The organism is Pseudomonas parakoreensis, from assembly GCF_021602155.1.
GTDB lineage: Bacteria > Pseudomonadota > Gammaproteobacteria > Pseudomonadales > Pseudomonadaceae > Aquipseudomonas > Aquipseudomonas parakoreensis.
On sequence record NZ_BQHY01000002.1, the window covers coordinates 156,996 to 174,869 of the forward strand.

Consider the following 17,874-nt stretch of genomic DNA (forward strand, 5'->3'; position numbering starts at 1 on the left):
CTGTCTAAGAATCAGGTTGGGCGTGGCGCGGGATCAAGTCCGCGGGCCGACGCGCATTTCGAGTTGGCCGATACCGTCGATGCCGGCGTTGATGATGTCGCCCGGTTGCAACACATCGACGCCCGCCGGGCTGCCCGTCATGATCAGATCGCCGGCCTTGAGCGTCACCGATCGGGAAATCCGGCTGATCACTTCACTGACCGACCAGATCTGGTTATCGAGGCTGTCGCGCTGACGCTCCTGGCCGTTGACGTTCAGCCATAGCTCCCCGTCGGGATGGCCCAACCGATTGACGGGGACAACGGCGGTCATCGGTGCGGCACCGTCGAACACCTTGGCCCCTTCCCATGGCAAACCGCTGCTTTTGGCCTGGCGCTGCACGTCGCGGCGGGTCAGGTCGAGTCCGGCGGCGTAGCCCCACACGTAGGCCAACGCTTCACTCTCTGGAATATCGGCGCCCCCTTCACCGATGGCGACGACCAGCTCGATCTCGTGGGCGAACTCGTCGGTCAGAGGCGGGAAGGGCACTTCACCAACGGCATCCACCACGTTGCTTGCCGGCTTCATGAAAAACACTGGAGGCTGGCGAGATTGCCCCTGAGTGTCTGGCCAGGGGTAATTACGGCCGACGCAAAACACCCGGCCGACGGGAAAACGTTGCTTACTGCCGACAACCGGCAAGGTCACTGGCAGATCCGGGGTAAAAACATACTCAGTCATGTTCATCCTGTTAAAAGTCCTGTCAGAAGCTTCAGCGTACGGCGGCGTTCGTTGGCAAAGTTGGACGAAAGCCGCCTCTGGTTGGAGAAAACGGTGCTTTACGGCTCAATTCGCCTTCAACTCGATGCGGTACAAACGGCCGAGCAATAGTGAGTAGGAAAGGGTGCCGATCAGTGCGACAGCGCCGATGAACCAGAACGCCCAGGCAAACGAGCCGGTGGCGTGGACAATCGCCCCGATCACGATCGGCGTGACGATGCCGCCAATGTTCGCCGCCAGACTGGTGATGCCGCCGGTGAGCCCAATGAGTTCCTTGGGCGCTACTTCCGACACCGCCGCCCACGAAGACGAGGCGATGCCTTGAGCGAAGAAGGCAACGGTCAACACGGCAATGCAAATCATGTTGGAGTCGGTGAAATTGACCAGAACAATGGACATGCCGAGCATCGAGCCAATCACCAGTGGCAATTTGCGCGCGAAGGACATCGAGTAGCCCCGGCGAATCAGCAGGTCGGACACAATGCCCGCGAGAAGAATGCCGACGGTGGCGCCCACGAAGGGCATCACGGCAAAAATCCCGGCTTTGATCATGGTCAGTTTGCGTTCCTCGATCAGGTAAGTCGGGAACCAGGTGAGGAAAAAGTACAGCGCAGAGGTGCTGGCGAACTTGCCAATGCAAATTGCCCAGATCTGTCGGTAGCTGAACAGCTCGGCGATTTGCCGCCAGTTGAAACGGGTGCGCTCTTGACTGCTCTTGACCAGACCACCGCCGGCTTCGATGTAGCTCAGTTCTTCTTTGCTGACTTTCTTGCAGTTCAACGGGTCGCGATACAGATAAAGCCACAGCACACCAAAAACGATGCCCAGCGCGCCGGTACTGTAGAAGACATGGCGCCAGTCAAAGGTCGTGGCCAGCCATAACAGCGCCCCGGTAAACAACGCTGTGCCCAGATACTGGCCGCACACATAGATACTGCTGGCCAGACCGCGCTCGCGAGCCGGAAACCATACCGTGACCGCACGACTGTTGGCCGGAAACGCCGGAGCCTCCATGGCGCCCACGGCCAGGCGTAGGCCGAACAGGGAGGCGAATCCGCTAGCAAAGCCCTGGCAGACGGTGACCGTCGACCAACTGATCAGCGAGACACCGTAGGTGAAACGGGAACCGAAGCGGTCGGCAATAAACCCGGCCGGCACCAGAGCCAGCGCGTAGGTCCAGGCGAACGCGGAAAAAATCAGGCCCATTTCGATCTTGTCCAGGCCCAGGTCCTTGGCCATGAACGGTGCGGCAATCGAAATGTTCACCCGATCGATGTAGTTGATGATCGTCGCGATCAGCAGCAAAGAGAGCATGAACCAGCGCCGCCGCGAAGGCAGTCGCTGAGGCAGCACGGTGTCGCGCGCGCCGGCGAGCAACGGCGTAGCGCTCGTCTGGGAAGTGTGGGTATTCGACATGAGTAAGCCTCGTTTTATTGTTAGAAATGTCGAGTTATTTCCGGGCAGCCGACGTCATGCCCGCAAAAGCGCGAGCGAGCCATCGAGTGCTGAAAAAAGACAGTGAGCGTTAGCGGCAGACGTTCAGGTTCGTCGTGCGCCAGGCATTACAGGCGTGAGTTCGGGGGGATCAGCGGGGAGCAATAGCAGGGTCATGACGTGCGCACCTTTGATTGTTTTTGATAGAGGTCGGGCTGCGTGTGCAATCACAGTGGTCGTACAACCTTGTTAAAGCAATCCGGGTGTTAGATCGTTTTTTTGTTGAAAAACCGATTGGGCAAACCTGTCCAAAAATACGCCACAGTAAATCCGCTCGGGATTTTCGTCTTCGAGTCATCTATCTATTTGTTTTATAACAATAAATAGAAATCATCCAAAACTGGTTTTTTTGGACAGTCGGAATCGGTACGCACACGGCCAAATTTTTTTCACGGGCTGAGACATCGTACGACCTCTTGATGGCGTACCCCTGAGGCTTCAAGATGAACACCGCCACTTGCCCGGCAACGCCAGGACAACCTGCCAACGTACCTGTCGAGGATACTCAAAAAATGCCGTCACCCAGCCGTGTCCCCACCTATGTCATGCAGCAACGCAGTGAACTCACCGACTTTTACATTCGCGACAAACAGGGCCGCCGCGCCGAAACCAGCCCGCATCGACATGAGTACTTCCAGATTCAGGTCAACCTCGGCGGCGACACCGTGCAGCACATCGGCAACGCTGTGCGCCCGTTTCCGCGCAATACGCTGGCCTTTATCCTGCCGCATCGGGTGCATGTGATCCCGCATCCGGCGGACAGCAAGTTCATGGTGATCAACTTTTCCCAAACCTTCCTGTTGCCGCATTTGCAGTGCGACCCGATGGATCTGGAGGAGGTGTCGATTCTTCTGGCACCCGAGTTGTCGCCGTTCCGCTTTCAGGAGCATCTGGACTTCGTTCTGGAGGATGCGGATTTCAACCAGGTCTGTGCCTTGATCGAGCAGATGCGCACGCTGGATGAGAACCGCCAGTTCGGTACCCGCGAAATGCTCAAGGGCTTGTTGCTGCAACTGATCGGCAACGTGTGCTTCCTGTATGCCGAACCGCTCAAACGCTTGGCAGAGGAAAATGCGGCTGAAGCCAGTCGACGCGATGCTCTGAGCCGCATGTATGAGTATCTGCGCAACAACATTGCCGATCCCGATCTCAACCTGATCAAGGTAGCGGCCGCGACCTATCTGTCCCCGACGTACCTGACGCACTGGTTGCGCAAGGAAATCGGCAAGACGTTTACCGAACTGGTGCTCGAACGCAGGATGCACGCCGCACGCAACTACCTGCTCAATGGCACGCGGCCGGTGGGCGAGGTGGCGAGGTTGTGCGGATTCGCGGATGAAGCTTATTTTTCCCGGCGTTTCCGCCAGATCCATGGCCAGCCTCCGGGGCAATTCCGGCGTCAGCAGCTTAATCCCGATACGCCGCAGTCAGCGTTGAACACGTGACAAGAGAGCCTCCCGGGTCGAGATAATCGAGCAACAAAAAACCCGGCGAAATGCCGGGTTGTTTGAGGTCTGCTATCGCTTCAAATCGAAGGTTCAGAGCGAAGCTTTCACCTGTAAACCAAACACCAACGCATTGTCGATGTCCTGCCCGGAAAACGCCCCAGGTTCGATGATGTATTGCATGTTCGGGCGTAGTGTCAGCCAAGGCGTGGCCTGGTAGCCGTAGCCGAGTTCGATCAACTGCTCGCCACTGTCCAGATTCGGGAACTGCGTGCCGTTGGCCATGGCGGCGTCCTGCTGCACGTCGCGGCTGCGCGGGTTAGGCACGGCGCGGCCATAGCCCAAGGCGACGGTGTCACGCGGGCGACCTTCGAACGGTTTGTACAGCACCAGACCGGTGCCGTACCACTTGCTGAATGGCGAAGCTGCTTCGCTGGCTGCCGAGTATTGGCCGAACGCATGCAGGCTGCGGCCTTCGGACGTTGGCGAACTCCATACGGCTTGATCGATCAGCAGGTAATGCCCGCCACGCCCGGAGACTTCTTTGTCGCTGCCGATGCGTTTCACATCGGAGCTGTCGTAGTAGTAACCCAGCTTGTATTCGCCGGGCAATTGGCCCGCGTGCTTGTACACCAGTTCGATCGGCACCACGGTGCCAGTGGTGTGTTTCGGGCCCAGATGCCAGGCACGGCTGGAATTGCCGTTGCTTTCCGGATCGACGTTGAACGCGGCCACGCGCAGTTGCCACGATGGCGACACGTCGTACTTCACCCGCACGCCCAGGTGAGCGTTGGGGTAGTTGGTCCAGCCACTGCCGCCGGACATGTTCAGCGGATGGCCGCAGAAACCGGCGTTCATGAAGTTGCACAGAATGCCGCTGTCGAGGCCGCCGAGGTCGTTGCCCATGGCCATGTAGCCGAGTTTTACGTTGAGCGCCGGGGTGAACAGACTGCGCTCGTAGCTGAGTTCCGTCAGTCGGGTGTAGAGGCCGCCGTAGTTTTCCTGGATCGGCAGACGGTTGCCAACCAGGTCTTCGGAGGCGCTGTTGCCGCGGCGGTCGTTGATGGTCAACTGGACCTTGCCGGCGTTCTCCACGCCATACAACTTGCTCAGATCAAACTGGGCGCCGAGCTTGATGTTCTGCGAGTAACGGCCGGAGCGGTGCAGGCCGCCATCGGCGTTGTAAGCCATTTCACCGGTGTAATCGCCGGTGAATTTGATGCCGTCTTCGTCCATCTGGTGACGCAAGCCACCCCAGTCACCGGTCAGGGTGTTGCGGGTCAACAGGTTTGCATCGGTATCGGCGAAGGCGGGCAGGCTGGCGCTGCAGGTCAGGCCTAACAGCACGCCGTTGACCCAGCCGTTACGAGTAAAACCAAACATGGAGATCTTCCTGCTCAAAGCGGTAGCAATATCGGAAAGCGGCGCGGCACCCTCAGGTGCCGCGCGCAAAAAGAAAGCGCCCGTGTTCAACACGGGCACTGCGGTTTACGGCAAGGCGTAAGCCATCACGTAGTCGCCGCGGTCAGTCGACTGACGCGCGCCGCCAGCGGTGACAACGATGTACTGCTTGCCGGTTTTCGGCGAAACGTAGGTCATCGGGCCGCCCTGGCTGCCGACCGGCAGACGCGCTTTCCAGATTTCCTCGCCGTTGCCGCTGTTGAAGGCGCGCAGGTAGAAGTCCTGAGTACCGGCGATGAAGATCAGGCCACCCTGGGTCGACAGGGTGCCGCCCAGGGTTGGCAGGCCGATCTTGATCGGCAGGTGCATGCGGATGCCCAGAGGACCGGTGTCTTCAACGGTGCCGACCGGAACCTGCCAGGCGACTTTCTGGGTCTTCATGTCGATCGCGGTCAGGGTGCCGAACGGCGGCGCCTGGCAAGGAATGCCGGCCACCGACAGGAAGCGGTTTTTGTTCACCGCATACGGCGTGCCTTTGAGCGGTACCGCGCCCATGCCGGTGTTCAACGCTTCGCCACCGGACGAGGCTTGAGCCTTGTTCTGCGACGGAATCATCTGGATCCACAGACCCAGGCGCATGTCGTTGACGAAGATGAAACCGTGGACCGGGTCAGTGGAGAGGCTGCCCCAGTTCATGCCGCCCAGCGAACCCGGGAAGCTCAGCGATTTGTCGGTACCCGGCGCGGTGTACAGGCCGTCGTAACGCATCGATTTGAAATCGATCCGGCACAGCAACTGGTCATACGGGGTGGCGCCCCACATGTCCGACTCAGTCAGGTGCTGGGCACCGACCTGCGGCATGCCCACCGATTTCGGCTGGGTTGGCGAGTACGGTTCGTTCGGGATGTTCGCGGCTTTGACCGGGACTTCTTTAACGTCGGTCAACGGCTTGCCGGTGGCGCGGTCGAGCACGTAGATCTGCCCGGCCTTGGTGCCGATGACTAGCGCCGGAACGGTTTTGCCATCCTTGGTAAAGTCGATCAGGCTCGGCTGCATCGGCAGGTCGAAGTCCCAGAGATCATTGTGCACGGTCTGGAACACCCAGCGTTCATCACCGGTGGTGGCGTCCAGCGCGAGCACCGAGGCGCCGTAGGTGTGATCGAGTTTGCTGCGCTCGACACCATAGATGTCGGTGGACGAGCTGCCCATCGGCAAGAACACGGTGTTGGTCGCCGGGTCGTAGGACATCGGCGCCCAGCTGTTCGGCGTGCTGCGCACATACGTGCTGCCATCGGCCGGGGCCTTTTTATCCTGCGGGTTGCCCGGGTCGAAGGCCCAGCGCATGGCGCCGGTGATCACATCAAAACCACGGATCACGCCACCCGGCATGTCGGTTTGCACGTTGTCGGCCACACGACCGCCGACCACCACGGTGGTACCGGCCATCAACGGAGCGGAGGAGAGCTGATAGTAGCTGTCCGGCACATCGCCCAGACCGGCCTTCAGATCAACCTGACCGTTGTTGCCGAAACCCTGGCAGAACTCGCCGGTGTCGGCATCGACCGCGATCAGGCGAGCGTCGATGGTGTTGGTCAGCAGGCGGCGCTGGCAATTGGCGGCAGGCGCCGGTTTGGCTTCGATGATGCTCGAATTGCTTGGCTGAGCGATGGCCTTGGTGGCATCGAAATAGGCCATGCCACGGCAACGTTGCCAGACTTTCGATTTGGCGTTGATCGCGTTCTTCCACAGCTCTTTGCCGGTGTCGGCATCCAGCGCGATCAGGTTGTTGTGCGGGGTGCAGATGAACACCTTGTTGCCGATCTGCAGCGGGGTGAGCTGGTCTTCGGCACCGTTGCCATCGCTCTCGGCGACGTCACCGGTGTGGTAGGTCCACGCCACTTTCAGTTTGTCGACGTTGTTGCGGTTGATTTGGTCCAGCGCGGCAAAGCGGCTGCCGCCTTCGGTATTACCGTAGTGCGCCCAGTCTTTTTGCGCCTTGTCTGGCTCAACCGGCGTCAGGCCCGGGCCCGTGCCGGTGGCAGCGACAGTCGGATGCGCGACGAACATGTTGCCGGCAGCCACCGCCAGCCCCACGGCCAGGACCGCGGCAACGCCGTAAGCACCACGCCCCGGCACGCCACCGTTGGCACGTTTGAGCAGCGGGTAGACCAGCGCCACCACCAGGCCTACAGCGCTGAACATGAACAGGCGCGAGAACACCGGCCAGAACACCAGCCCGGCATCGCTCACCGCCCAGATTGCGGTGCCCACCAGAAATGCCGCGAACAGCCAGGCGCCGGCCGTCTTGAAGCGAGCGATCAGCAAACCGGAAACGGCCATCACCAGACCGCCCACGAGGAAGTACCACGACCCTCCCAGGCTGACCAGCTTCACTCCGCCAGCCGCAAGTGCCAGGCCGAGCAGGGCGATGATCACCCCCAGCCCGACCAGAATGAATTTTGATATGCCCGAGAGGCGTTGACTCTGCTTCACGTTGAATGTCCCGTTGAAATGAGGCGTGCATTATATAGTTAGGTAACTACCTAGTTAAATCACTAATTCAGAATGAAGCATAGATCAACGCGGCTACGCGGGTTTGCGGGCAGTCCTGAGCGCTCACGGGACCGGCAAGGGCTGATCGAGCGTGAGGCAAGTCGCAATTACGTCTGGTTAAATGGGATTTTTGACAGGTATCAATCAACAGGAGGGAGAGTGAATCGATAAACGCCGATTCGACGTGCCAGTCATCAACCGACGTACGGCTGCTGCCGTTTCGACTCACGAGAACGAATGCTCAGAAAGGACAACACGCCTGGCAGGCACTGAGATCAGTGGGCGTGCAAAACTGTAGAAATGACGTCAGACGTCCTTGAATTCCTCTACGAGCAGCTCCGCAAATTTTTCTTTTGCTCGATGAGGTCCACTGTTTTTATTCCATATAAAATAATTCTGTATTGGGTGCAGGTCGTCAAATACATGGCCGCTTATGTCACCGATCCTGCGAAACTGTTCAAAAACGCCTCTGGGCACTAACGAAACACCCGCTCTTGAGCTGACACACCCAAGAATGGTGCCGTAACTGGCGATGCTTGTTACAGGACTAACAACACCATGCGCTTGCAGCCAGTTTTCCATCGCCTTTCTATAAGGACAGCCTTCAGGCCACATGAATATATCTGTGCCACTCAAGTCCTGCGGATTATGCACGTGCCCCGCAGCTGAAGAGGCAATCAATACCAGTTCTTCCATGTAGATTTCGATACTTTCAATATCAGGATGATCCTGATTGACAGCAATGATGGCGCCGTCGAGTTTATGATCAACCACATCATTCAATAACTGCGACCAGTCACCTGTGCTGAACTGCATTTGCACAGACGGATAGAGTTGATGAAACTTTGAGAGCAACTTGGGCAGTCTGCCGGTGGCCGATGACTCTATTGCCCCGATCTTCAAGAGTCCTGACGGCGCCGCCGCAGGATCGAGCGCTCTTTGTGATTCCTGGCACAAAGACAGGATTTTGTTTGCATACCCAAGAAATAATCTACCGGAAGGGCTGATAACAAGCCCTCGGCCTTTCCTGATAAACAAAGATACCCCAAGTTCTTTTTCCAGAAGTTTGATCCTGTTGGTAATGTTGGACGGCACACAGTGCAGTAATTCAGAGGCGCGAATGATACTTCCGTGATCCGCTACAGTCTTGAACATAGTAAGTTGAGAAAGCTCCATGCTATTGCTCACTTATGATGAATGGTTTGATCACTATAAGTCACTTGTTGAAACCCATCAAGTCACCTATTTTTCAAAGTCTGATCTGATTGTTGAAATTTAAATCAGCGGGTTAGCGGGAAATAATCCGGAGATTTTCATGTTGCTTTGCGAAGAGTTTCAGTCCCGAAAGGATCTCCTGAATGGATTTTGAACAAGCGTTGTTCGCTTTAGGCTTTTTTGCATTCTGTGGTGGTTTGATAGATGCAGCGGTAGGTGGTGGCGGGCTTGTACAGCTGCCAGCACTTTTGCATGCGCTTCCTCAATATAATTTGGCAACCGTATTTGGAACCAATAAGCTGGCGGTTCTTGCGGGCAATCTTTCTTCGATATACAGCTATACCAAAAGAATAAAAATTGTCTGGAAACTGATGCTGCCCACCATGCTGTCAGCATTCGTTTTTGCGTTCATTGGCGCGTTTTCCGTGTCAATCGTTCCCAAAAAAATCATGGAATTCGTTGTTTTTTTTGTTTTGATAGCGATGGCGATCTATACATTCGCGGCAAAAAGATTAGGCCTGATCAGCACTGAATTTCATTGCGGAACAAAGGAAATTGCGTGGGGCATTTTTTTTGGTGGCTTGATTGGTTTTTATGACGGCGTCTTCGGTCCGGGTAGCGGTAGCCTTCTGCTATTCATTTTCGTCAAATATTTTGGCTTTGATTTTTTAAATGCCTCCGCCTCCGCAAAGCTGGTCAATCTGGGCACGTTCTGCGCGGCGCTCATGTTTTTTGTACCAACGGGAAATGTTCTGTGGGCGGTAGGTGGCGTCGTAGCACTGTGCAATATTGCCGGCTCCCTGACTGGAGTTTTTCTCGCACTGCGGTATGGCAGTGGCTTTATTCGGATCTTTTTCCTGATTCTGCTGGTTTTCCTGATTGGCAGAATGGGGCTGTCTCTATTTTCATAGATGAAATCCAGCCCCTTCAGCACTCCAATGAACATTGGCTGTTGCGCTTGATCACCCACGGTTGTTGCGCAAAATCGAGAAATTCAACGCCGCTGCCACACACAACCAGGCCAGATAAGGAAACAGGATCAGCCCGGTGATCACATCCAGGCGCATCGCCAGAAATACCATTGCCGCGACTACCAGCCACAACACCAACAGAATCACCATGGCGGCCAACACCTGATGCGCGCCGAAGAACACCGGCGTCCACAGTGTGTTCAAGGCGATCTGCGCGGCCCACAGCGCCAACACGGTCTGACTGCCGGGAATCAGGCTCAAGCGATAACCGGCCCAGGCCAGCAATAGATAGATAATCGTCCAGGCCACCGGAAACGCCCAATTGGGTGGGGTAAATCCGGGTTTATTCAGCCCTTCGTACCATGGCCCGGGTTTGAAAATCACCCCGGTACTCGCTGCAGCGCCGCACGCAATCAGGAAAATCAGAAACGTCACCATGTATCACTCCTTGGCCGCAGCCATTCTCTCTAGATTCATACCGCCGCAACGGTCGCTCATTCGGATTTCATCGCCAGCAGGTCACTGACCCGCGCCACCAGCGTGTCGACGGCAAACGGCTTGGTCAGCACCTGCATGTCCGGGCCCAATTGACCGGCACCAATCACCGCGTTTTCCGCGTAGCCGGTAATGAACAGGGTCTTCAGGTTCTGGCGGATTTCCCGGCCGGCGTCGGCCAGCTGCCGACCGTTCATGCCACCCGGCAAGCCGACGTCGGTGATCAGCAAGTCGATGTGAATGTCCGAGCGCAACATCTTCAGCCCGACCACGCTGTCAGCGGCCTCTATCAAGGTGTAGCCGAGATCGCCGAGCACGTCAGTCAGCAACGCACGCACCGTAGGCTCGTCGTCTACCACCAGAATGGTCTCGCCTGCCTTGGGCAAGGCGGCCGGCGCGTTGTCCTTGTGATCCTGATTCGGCACCGGTTCGCCATGATAGCGAGGCAGATAAATGCACATTTCGGTGCCCCGGCCGACCTGCGAATGCACACGCACCTGGCCGCCGGATTGCTTGGCGAAACCATAGATCATCGACAGTCCCAGCCCCGTGCCCTGGCCCAGCGGTTTGGTGGTGAAGAACGGGTCGAAGGCCTTGGCGATGACATCGGCGGTCATGCCGGTGCCGGTATCGGTCACGCACAGGCACAGGTATTCGCCCTCTGGCATGTCCAGGGTGCGCGCGGTCTCGCAGTCCAGCGTGCGGTTGGCGGTTTCGATGGTGATGCGCCCACCGTCCGGCATCGCATCGCGCGCGTTGATGCACAGGTTGAGCAGAGCATTCTCCAACTGACTGGCATCCACCAGCGTTGGCCAAAGCCCCGGCGCGGCGCGGGTTTCCAGGACGATGCTGGGGCCTACCGTACGCTGGATCAGTTCGGTCATGCCGGTCATCAGCGTGTTGACGTCGGTGGGACGCGGGTCGAGGGTCTGGCGTCGGGAGAACGCCAGCAGCCGGTGGGTCAGGGCGGCGGCACGCTTGACCGCGCCCTGGGCGGTCATCATGTATTTGTCGACTTCATTCAGTCGTCCCTGGCTGATGCGTGCGCCCATCAACTCCAGTGCGCCAGAAATGCCGGCCAAGAGATTATTGAAGTCATGCGCCAAGCCCCCGGTCAGTTGGCCGACGGCTTCCATTTTCTGTGACTGACGGAGTTTCTCTTCGGCTTGCATCAGCTCTGCAGTGCGCGATGAAACGCGCTGCTCCAACGTATCGTTGAGCGCGCGCAACGCGGCGATGGCGCGGTCGCGCTCCGCTTCGACATTGCGTCGCTCCTCGACATCGATCAGTACACCGGGAAAGCGCAGCGGCGTTCCATCATCAGCACATTCAACCCGGCCGTTGGCCTCGATCCACTGGTACTTGCCGTCCGTGCGACGCACGCGGTACTGATGGGAGTAGGCGCCACCGCGGCCGATGGCTTCGTTGATCGCGCTGGTCAGTCCATCGCGGTCTTCGGGATGCACGGTCACCATCACTTGTTCGAGGCTGAGCCCTTCGCGGCCCAGCGCCGGGTCGAGGTCAAACACCCGAGCAAAAGCTTCGTCCACGGCAAAGCGGTCGGTGAGCAAGTCCCAGTGCCAGGTGCCGATAATGGCCCCGGCGGCGAGCGCCAGTTGCACACGTTCGACGTTCTCCCGTGCCAGCGCTTCACTGGCACGCAAACGCTCCTCGGCGTCGCGCCGCTGGGTGACGTCGTTGAACAGAATGGCGATCTGCCGGTCGGCCGGATCGCCGACACGCACGGCGCGCACGTCGAACCAGCGCTCGAAGGTGTTGGCGTAATTCTCGAAGTTCGCCGGTTCCCCGGTCTTGGCCACATGGCCGTAGGTTTCAAACCAGAAGCTTTCCAGATTGGGCGCGAACTCGGTCACCCATTTGCCGCGCAGGTTGACGCCGCACTGGTGTTCGAACGCCGGATTGGCTTCGACGAAGTAGTAATCGACCGGCTTATCGTTAGCGTCGAACTTGACCTTGACGATGGCAAACGCCGATTCGATGGTTTCCAGAATGGTGATGAAGCGAGCCTCGCTGCGGGCGAGTGCGTCCCGACTGGCTTGCAGTTGCGCCGCCATGTCGCGCTCGAGGTCAACGTCCTGTGTGTCGACCTGAGTGCTTTGAAGCGCCGCGCGCAATCGCCTGACTTCTGACTCGAGTGCTTCGCGACTAAGGTGTTCAAGGGTATCCATGTGACCTGCTTTGTTGAATGTTCAGGGGCTGGCTGCATAGAGCGCGTAAGCACAACACGAGCAGTGGACATTGCGCTCGCAGAGGACTCGAGCGCCGATCATCCGTTGACCGGGCGCGTTGTGCTTAAGTTTCACCACCGGCGCAAGCGAGCGCTGATTTCAGATCGATTCGCCGTTATCCAGACGCGCCAACAGGTTCTGCCCGCGTTGCCACAGCGCCTCCTGTTTGGCTGACGGCATGCGGTCGAGGTTCTTGTACATCATCGCCATGCGCTGATTGCCGCGCAGCTGCTCACCATGGCGCATCAGAAAATGCCAGTACAACGCATTGAACGGGCAGGCGTTGTCCGCGGTACTTTCGCTGACCTTGTAGGCGCAGCTTCGGCAGTAGTCGGACATGCGATTGATGTATTGGCCACTGGCGCAATAGGGTTTGGAGCCGAGGTAACCGCCGTCGGCATGCATGACCATGCCCAGCGTGTTGGGCAGTTCGACCCAGTCGAAGGCGTCCATATAGATCGCCAGGTACCACTCACAGATCTGGCTCGGCGCAATACCGGCGAGCAGGGCGAAATTGCCGGTGACCATCAGCCGCTGAATGTGGTGCGCGTAGGCATGCTGCAGACTCTGGCCGATGGCCTGGCGCATGCAGTTCATCTGCGTGGCACCGGTCCAGTAGAACTCCGGCAGTGCACGGCTGTTGCCGAAGGCGTTGCCCCGTGCGTAGTCCGGCATTTTCAGCCAGTACACGCCGCGCACGTATTCCCGCCAGCCGATCAGTTGCCGAATGAAGCCTTCGGCGGCATTCAGGGCGATCCTGCCGGCCCAATAGGCCGACTCGACGTCGCTGCACACCTGCCGCAAATCCAGCAGGCCGATATTGAGCGCGGCGCTGATGCGTGCATGAAACAGGAACGGCTCGTCACTGGCCATGGCGTCCTGATAGTCACCGAAACCCGCCAGGCCATAATCCAGAAAATAGTCCCACAGCGCCTGCGCGTCGGCATGGGTGACCGGGTAATTGAAATCATCGAGTGCACCGTAGTGCTGACTGAAGCGCGCCTGCACCAGATCCAGCACCTCGCGGGTGATGGCGTCGTTACTGAAACGGATCGGGTAGGGGGCTTTCACACCTTTGGGCAGGGATTTGCGATTCTCGGCATCGAAGTTCCACGCACCGCCCACCGGCGTGCCGTCGCCATTGAGCAGCAAGCGACTCTTGCGGCGCATCTCGCGATAGAAAAACTCCATGCGCAACTGCTTTTTCCCGGCAGCCCAGGCGGCGAATTCGGCGCGACTGCACAAAAAACGCGAATCGGCGTGCCAACAAACGGGCAGGCCACAATCCTTGATCGATTGTTCCAGGCGCCAGTCACCGCACTCGGTGACGTGCACTTGCTCGACCTGCAAGCGCTGTTGCCAACGGCGTAATTCCCCCGGCACCGAACCGCTGTTGTGCGGATCATCCAGCGTCACGTATTCGACACGGATGCCCTGATCTCGCAACGACTGGGCGAAGTGGCGCATGGCGCTGAAGATCAGGGCAATCTTTTGCGGATGGTGCGGTACATGGCTGGCTTCTTCCATGACCTCGACCAGCAGCACGGTGTCGCGCTCGCTGTCGAGCGTCTGCAAGGAGGCCAGATCGAACGACAACTGGTCGCCCAGCACTAGGCACAACCGACGATTCGGGTTCATTCAGTGCAGTCCGGCAGGATTCGTTTCATAACGGCGCGGCCAGCGAAAACGGAATGCGCAGCTCTTCGACCGGCCCGGTATCACGGCCACACATTTCGTCGTGCACGCATTGCTGCACCAGCACGCATGGGAATGCCGGCACGGTCTGCAACAAGTCACGCAGATGGGTGATTGAACGCAGGTGCATCGGTTTGGCCGCGTCGTCGAGCAAGGTGAACTGACCGTGATCCAGGCGAACCCGGGCCAGATAAAAACCACCTTCAAGCGACAGCAACTCCAGCTCACGAATTTCGCTGTTGGCCGCGCGTTCGGTCAGGGTTTGCAGATTCATGCTTCACTCCTTGCCTACCAGGGCAGGCGTTGTCCATCGTAGGCAAAGAACTGGCCGCTGTCGGCCGGCGTCAACTGGTCAATCAGGTTCAGTAGCTGTTCAGCGGCAACGTCCGCAGGGCGGGCGCTGGATGCCCCGCGAAAAGGTTGCGACAACCCCGACACGACCGTGCCCGGGTGCAGACTCAGCAAGCGGCTTTGCGGGCGGGTGCGGGCCAGTTCGATCGCTGCGGTCTTGATCAGCATGTTCAGCGCCGCCTTGGAGGCGCGATAGGCGTACCAGCCGCCCAATCGGTTGTCGCCGATGCTTCCGACCTTGGCCGAGAGCAGCGCCATCGCCCCTTGGGGATCAAGCAACGGCAGAAAATGCCGCAACACCATCGCCGGCCCCAGCGTGTTCACTTGAAACACGGCTTGCAGCGCTTCGGCTTCGATCGCGCTGTAGCTCTTTTCCGGCTTGATCCGCTCACGATGCAGCAGGCCGGCAGCGTGCACGATCAACTGATAGGGCGCTTGCGCGGCCAGTTGGGCAGCGGCGCTGGCGATCGATTGCGGCTGCTCCAGATCCAGCGCTGGAATGGTATGGCGCCCCAGTTCACGAACGCCGGCACAGCGCGGGTCCTGACTGAGCTGCTGGCAAAACGCGCGGCCGATGGCGCCACTGGCACCGATCACCAGGGCACGATAATCATCGCCCAGGGAGGCCATGCTGAAAGCGCTGTTCATTGGCTGACTCCGGCACCCTGACGGCGGAAGAACAAGGTCACCTGGCCGACTTCAACCCCGAGCTTGGACATGCGGGTGCGATTGATCAGCGTGTCCTCGTCCATCTGGTACATCCAGTCGTCCATGCTCATTTCATAGGTCGAGCCATCAACCGGCAGGTTCAGGCGATACCGCCAGTGCAGCGCATTGCCGGCCACCTGACCTATGGCGACGCCCACTACATCACCCGCGCGCCCGCTCCAGCGTCCCTGGCCTTCGGGCGTCAGGGTCCAGACGCGGCGCTGGCGCGTACCGTCGCTGTACAGGAAGTGCTCATCAAGAATCAGGTTGTCACCTTCACGATGGCTGACGATGTTGACCTCGAAGCGCTTGACCACTTCCCCGGAACGCTTCTGGAACATCCCCCAGGCTTTCACCGGTTGGCTGAAAAAACGCTGCAGATCCAACGCCGGTTGCTGATCGGCGTAGCGACTGACATCCACGCTGCCGCAGCTCGCAACGCCGAGTATCAGAGCCAGCAAGAGCACAATTCGGGTCATTGACGTTCTCCCTGAAGGCACAGGCAGGTGGGTGAAATTGGAAAGATCGTGCTTATACAGCCCACTTTCGCTGTACAGGTTTATCGCACCCATCGAGGGTCGAACATCAACTTCGCCGCCCGATCAGTTGCAGGAACTCCTGACGCGTGGTGGTGCTGTCACGAAACGCGCCGAGCATCACCGAGGAAGTCATGATCGAATTCTGCTTTTCAACGCCGCGCATCATCATGCACATGTGCCTGGCCTCGATGACCACGGCCACGCCAGCGGCATCGGTGATCTGCTGGATGGCCTCGGCAATTTGCCGGGTGAGGTTTTCCTGGATCTGCAGGCGCCGGGCGAACATGTCCACCACGCGCGCTACTTTCGACAGCCCGAGCACTCTGCCGGTGGGGATGTACGCCACGTGCGCCTTGCCGATGAAAGGCAGCATGTGGTGCTCACACAAGGAATAGAGCTCGATGTCACTGACGATGACCATCTCATCGCTTTGCGATTCGAACAGTGCGCCGTTGGTGACGTCTTCCAGGCTCATCGTGTAGCCGTTGCACAGATACTGCATCGCTTTGGCCGCACGTTTGGGCGTGTCGAGCAGACCTTCACGTTCGGGGTTTTCCCCGACGCCGACGAGAATTTCACGGTAATGGCTGGCTAGTAGTGGGTTCATTCAAAGGACTCGCAGCAGTGCTGTGCGTGAGGGCCAATCCGTAGCGCAAGAGTTGTACGAAATTAAGTTCTTTGTATAGGTTTTACTCAAGATAGGCTGAAAAAATCCGCCTGACAATGAATCGGCAATCTTTTTTATGCAGATGCGAACACCTCACATCGCAGCGTGCGAGGTTGCGCGTTTGGCGCAGAGGGGAAAGCGCTCCCGGGCAGTGGGAGCGCTGGGCGAATTCGCGGAATTATTCGCTGTAGGTCGGGTAATCCACATAGCCTTCGGCATTGCCGCCGTAGACCGTGGCGGGGTTCAGCGGATTGAGCGGCCAGTCATTGGCGATGCGCGCCGGCAGGTCCGGGTTGGCCATGAACGGACGGCCGAACGCCACCAGGTCCGCCAGCCCCGATTCGAGCAATTGCGCGCCGGATTCAGCGTTGTAGCGCCCGGCGTAGATGATGGCGCCGCTGAAGGTGTCGCGCACTGCGCGGCGGAATGTTTGCGGCATCACGGGCGCGTCGTCCCAGTCCGCCTCGGCGATGGACAGGTAGGCAATCCCCACGTCCTCAAGCACCTTGATCGCTTCGATGTAAGTGGTGTGCGGGTCTTCCTCGACCATGCCCAGATAAGTGCGCGCTTCATCGGTGGTGGTGAACAGCGGCGCGAACCGCACGCCGACTTTTTCCTTGCCGATGCACTCGGCGACACCCGACACCACTTCGCGCAGAAAACGCAGGCGATTGTGCAGCGAGCCGCCGTATTGATCGGTGCGCACATTGCTGTGCGCAGAAATGAACTGGTTCACCAGATAGCCGTTGGCACAGTGCAGTTCGATCCCGTCAAAACCGGCGTCCATCGCATTGCGCGCAGCTTGAATATAAAGCTGAACCAGTGCCTGGACTTCATCGGTGCTCAGCGCTCGCGGTGCGGATGGCTTGACCAGCTCTCCAGCGCCCGGCGTGGTTTCAATGAACACGCTGACCCGTTCAGTAGCGATGGCAGAAGCGGATACCGGGGCCGCGCCGTCGGGTTGCAAGGCGGTGTGGGACACACGTCCGACGTGCCAGAGCTGGGCGAATATCACGCCGTTCCGGGCATGAACCGCTTCGGTGACTGTGCGCCATCCGGCAATTTGTTCCGGCGTGTGAATGCCGGGGGTCCAGGCGTAGCCCTGACCGCGAGGCTCGATCTGCGTGCCTTCGGTGACCAGCAGACCGGCGCCGGCGCGTTGCTGGTAATACTCGGCCATCAATGCGTTGGCGACATTGCCCGGTTGCGTGCTGCGCTGGCGGGTGAGGGGCGGCAGGACGATGCGGTTTTTCAGGGTGTGCTGGCCCAGGGTGAAAGGCGTGAAGAAAGGGCTGTTTTTCATGGAATTCCTGTTTTGGCCTTATTAGACCA

General features: G+C 58.7%; 15 protein-coding genes. 2 read left to right on the top strand and 13 right to left on the bottom strand.

Features of this window, described 5'->3' with window-relative positions:
- Window positions 1-33: 33 nt before the first annotated feature.
- Both L6D63_RS03245 and L6D63_RS03250 read right to left on the bottom strand, forming a co-directional pair.
- Window positions 34-726, bottom strand: coding sequence for a fumarylacetoacetate hydrolase family protein (locus L6D63_RS03245; protein WP_047294438.1), 693 nt, complete (start codon window positions 724-726; stop codon window positions 34-36).
- Between the two features lie 99 nt (window positions 727-825).
- Entirely contained in the window at window positions 826-2,175 is a 1,350-nt protein-coding gene (locus tag L6D63_RS03250) for an MFS transporter (RefSeq protein WP_095669163.1), read from the bottom strand.
- A gap of 590 nt (window positions 2,176-2,765) precedes the next feature.
- On the opposite strand from L6D63_RS03250, the gene L6D63_RS03255 reads away from it, so the two are divergent.
- Window positions 2,766-3,698 (top strand): helix-turn-helix transcriptional regulator, encoded by a 933-nt coding sequence (locus L6D63_RS03255; RefSeq protein WP_095669164.1) that lies wholly within the window; start codon window positions 2,766-2,768, stop codon window positions 3,696-3,698.
- A gap of 93 nt (window positions 3,699-3,791) precedes the next feature.
- Here L6D63_RS03255 and L6D63_RS03260 read toward each other — a convergent pair whose 3' ends face one another.
- The 3 genes from L6D63_RS03260 to L6D63_RS03270 all read right to left on the bottom strand — a co-directional run bounded on the left by L6D63_RS03260 (window position 3,792) and on the right by L6D63_RS03270 (window position 8,828).
- The gene (locus tag L6D63_RS03260; protein WP_131670437.1) at window positions 3,792-5,081 is read right to left on the bottom strand and encodes a carbohydrate porin; all 1,290 of its coding nucleotides are present in this window, start codon (window positions 5,079-5,081) and stop codon (window positions 3,792-3,794) included.
- A gap of 105 nt (window positions 5,082-5,186) precedes the next feature.
- Window positions 5,187-7,592, bottom strand: a complete 2,406-nt coding sequence (locus L6D63_RS03265) for a glucose/quinate/shikimate family membrane-bound PQQ-dependent dehydrogenase (RefSeq protein WP_131670436.1) — start codon at window positions 7,590-7,592, stop codon at window positions 5,187-5,189.
- 366 nt (window positions 7,593-7,958) lie between these two features.
- Window positions 7,959-8,828: a LysR family transcriptional regulator gene (locus L6D63_RS03270; protein ID WP_131670435.1), complete on the bottom strand. Its 870-nt coding sequence runs from the start codon at window positions 8,826-8,828 to the stop codon at window positions 7,959-7,961.
- Between the two features lie 182 nt (window positions 8,829-9,010).
- On the opposite strand from L6D63_RS03270, the gene L6D63_RS03275 reads away from it, so the two are divergent.
- Window positions 9,011-9,778: a sulfite exporter TauE/SafE family protein gene (locus L6D63_RS03275; protein ID WP_131670434.1), complete on the top strand. Its 768-nt coding sequence runs from the start codon at window positions 9,011-9,013 to the stop codon at window positions 9,776-9,778.
- 51 nt (window positions 9,779-9,829) lie between these two features.
- On the opposite strand, the gene tspO is transcribed toward L6D63_RS03275, so the two are convergent.
- The 8 genes from tspO to L6D63_RS03315 all read right to left on the bottom strand — a co-directional run bounded on the left by tspO (window position 9,830) and on the right by L6D63_RS03315 (window position 17,845).
- Window positions 9,830-10,273 carry a tryptophan-rich sensory protein TspO gene (gene tspO / locus L6D63_RS03280; protein ID WP_047294693.1) on the bottom strand — a complete coding sequence of 148 codons (444 nt, stop codon included), beginning with the start codon at window positions 10,271-10,273 and terminating at the stop codon, window positions 9,830-9,832.
- Between the two features lie 59 nt (window positions 10,274-10,332).
- Window positions 10,333-12,522, bottom strand: coding sequence for a PAS domain-containing hybrid sensor histidine kinase/response regulator (locus tag L6D63_RS03285; protein WP_131670433.1), 2,190 nt, complete (start codon window positions 12,520-12,522; stop codon window positions 10,333-10,335).
- Between the two features lie 159 nt (window positions 12,523-12,681).
- Window positions 12,682-14,220 carry a cryptochrome/photolyase family protein gene (locus L6D63_RS03290; protein ID WP_131670432.1) on the bottom strand — a complete coding sequence of 513 codons (1,539 nt, stop codon included), beginning with the start codon at window positions 14,218-14,220 and terminating at the stop codon, window positions 12,682-12,684.
- Window positions 14,221-14,245: 25 nt separating this feature from the next.
- Window positions 14,246-14,551, bottom strand: coding sequence for a DUF6482 family protein (locus L6D63_RS03295; RefSeq protein ID WP_131670431.1), 306 nt, complete (start codon window positions 14,549-14,551; stop codon window positions 14,246-14,248).
- Window positions 14,552-14,565: 14 nt separating this feature from the next.
- The gene (locus L6D63_RS03300; RefSeq protein ID WP_131670430.1) at window positions 14,566-15,276 is read right to left on the bottom strand and encodes an SDR family NAD(P)-dependent oxidoreductase; all 711 of its coding nucleotides are present in this window, start codon (window positions 15,274-15,276) and stop codon (window positions 14,566-14,568) included.
- Window positions 15,273-15,815, bottom strand: a complete 543-nt coding sequence (locus L6D63_RS03305) for a DUF3833 domain-containing protein (protein WP_131670429.1) — start codon at window positions 15,813-15,815, stop codon at window positions 15,273-15,275. Before L6D63_RS03305 ends, L6D63_RS03300 begins: the two co-directional genes overlap by 4 nt.
- Before the next feature lie 106 nt (window positions 15,816-15,921).
- Window positions 15,922-16,482, bottom strand: a complete 561-nt coding sequence (gene folE, locus L6D63_RS03310) for a GTP cyclohydrolase I FolE (RefSeq protein WP_047294417.1) — start codon at window positions 16,480-16,482, stop codon at window positions 15,922-15,924.
- Between the two features lie 238 nt (window positions 16,483-16,720).
- Window positions 16,721-17,845 (bottom strand): alkene reductase, encoded by a 1,125-nt coding sequence (locus L6D63_RS03315; protein WP_131670428.1) that lies wholly within the window; start codon window positions 17,843-17,845, stop codon window positions 16,721-16,723.
- Between the last annotated feature and the right edge of the window lie 29 nt (window positions 17,846-17,874).